Annotated in this window: 1 protein-coding gene; it reads left to right on the top strand. The window is 72.7% G+C overall.

Going from position 1 to position 2,104, the window contains the following annotated elements:
- On the top strand, positions 1 to 2,038 hold a 2,038-nt coding region (locus tag E4099_RS31480; RefSeq protein ID WP_135342508.1), incomplete at its 5' end, for an ATP-binding protein.
- Between the last annotated feature and the right edge of the window lie 66 nt (positions 2,039 to 2,104).

Raw genomic sequence — 2,104 nt, 5'->3', positions numbered from 1 at the left:
CCAGACACCCCCCCCTGCCCTCGACTCGCCGCTGGCGGCGTGGCTGCGCGCTCCTCGCCCCGAAGCCGAGCCAGGGATCTGGCGCTGCGGCCACGTCCCGCGCCCTCCGGAGGATCCGGACCGGGTGCGCACGCGCGTACTCGTCCTCGGTGCGCTCGGCACCGCGCTGGGCGGGTGGCTGTTCTGGAGGCTCCTGTGGGAGGGGTATTTGGGGTGGTACTGGCAGTGGCCGGCGGCAGTCCTGATCCCCAAATCCTGGGCCAAGACACCCGACTTGTACATTTTCGCCGCAAAAACATACTTCTGGATAGTCAAGCTCGCCATTGCCGCTTTCTGCTATCGGCTGGGGCGCTGGGGTGAGGTGCTGCGCAGGCTGGGCCGGTGGCTCACCAAGGAGCGCCCCTCTCCGGTCGGGGCTCCGCTTCGCCCCTCGCGGCAGCCGGCCCCGCCACCCCATGCGGATCCGGCACGCTGGGCCCACCTGCGGGCCGCCGGCGCCGTCCAGGCGGCGGACCGGCTGACGGCCGAGCTGTACGCGGGCCGCCTGAGTGATGTGGACTACGCCCGCATTGACCGGGCGTGGCAGGCCGCCCGCCACCACCCGCAGCAGCAGGCCGCCTTCACCGAAGCCGTCCTGCGCGACGGCGCGGCGGCCTTCGCACACGGATCGGGCGCCCGCGATCTGCCGGTGCGCACTGCCCAGCACGACCTGGTGGCCGGACAGGTGCGGGTCGGTGTCGCCGCCGACGTCGACCGCAATCCGTGGGACTACCGCACCGCGAGTATCGCGGTGGGCCCTGGCGTGCTGGGCACGTCCATGGTCGCCGTGGGCCCGCCCATGCTCGTGGGCCGGCTGCTCCGCCCAGTGGTCGAGTCGCTGGGACTCCACGCGCTGGCCGACGCCGCGTCGATGATCGTGGTGACCGCCGGATCCACCGCACCACTGGCCCCGGACGCCGCGTTCGACGTCGTGGTGCGGCCCGGCGACCCGACCTCGACGCATGGACTCGATCTGTACGGCGGCAGCACCGACCCGGACGAAGCGGCCGGCAATCTGGCCGAGGCCCTGGTGGGCGATCAAGTGGCGCTGCTACCCGGTGGCGACAGCCGCCGCGCCGCGACCGTCCTGGCCCAACTGCTGGGCCCCTTCGCTGCGGTGCACCAGCGGTGCCCCACCGTGCGGGAGTTGCGCGATCTGCTGGAGGGCACTGGCCCCACACTTGATGAGCTGCGCCACGCTGTGGCAAGGGCGGGCGCGACGGCGCAGGCCCGTGACCTGGACGCTTTCGCCCGGCAGCTCTCCCAGCCCGTCGTCGGGCTGCTGGCCGAGCGCATCGCACTGCTGGACCGGCCCGCCTTCGACGGCTTTTTCGCGGCGGACCCGGCCGGGACGGCGGGGACGGGGTACCGCCCGTTCTCCCTCGCGGCGCTGCATCACCCGCTGCGGGTGCGGATAGACCTCCCCGAGCGGGGGCACGCGGTGGCCTCCCGCATCATCGCCCGCCTGGTGCTCGCCCAGTTCCTGGACAGCGCCGCCCGCGCCCGGACCGGCCGCTTCTCCGGCCTGGTGATGACGGACGCCACCCAGGTCATTACCCCTCAGTCGCTGCGCGGCATCCAACGCCTGCACGGACATGCCGGGGTCGTGTTCGGGCTACCCACCCTGACCGATGTGCCAGACCATCTCCGCGCCCCCTTGCTGGGCGCCGTGGGGTGCCGCGCCGCAGCGGCCGGGTGCTCGCCCTGGGACGGCGAGCATTTCGCATCGGCGTGGGGCCTGGAGTGGGTCGAGACTCGCACGGTGACCGCTCACGAGCGCATCGCGGACGAGCCGCTGACGCGCGCCATGCATCAGCTCAAGAAGTTCACCAGCGGGAAGGCCGTGACGCGGGAGAGCGTCACCGTGCGGCGCGAGCAGCGCCAGCGGTGGTCGGCCTCGGACCTGGCGAACGAGGTGCCGCCCGGGCACGCGGTCATCTCGATGACGACCGTCACCGGCGACCGCACCCCCCCCATTCTGACCAAGATCGCGGAGTGAGCATGGATCACATGGAGGGAGACGACTCCCAGGTTCGCCAGCCACTGCCCCCCGAGGTACCCGCCC

This window comes from Streptomyces palmae, assembly GCF_004684805.1.
GTDB lineage: Bacteria > Actinomycetota > Actinomycetes > Streptomycetales > Streptomycetaceae > Streptomyces > Streptomyces palmae.
The sequence above is the reverse complement of the archived record's forward strand: the minus strand, read 5'-3'. Positions and strand labels throughout refer to the sequence as shown.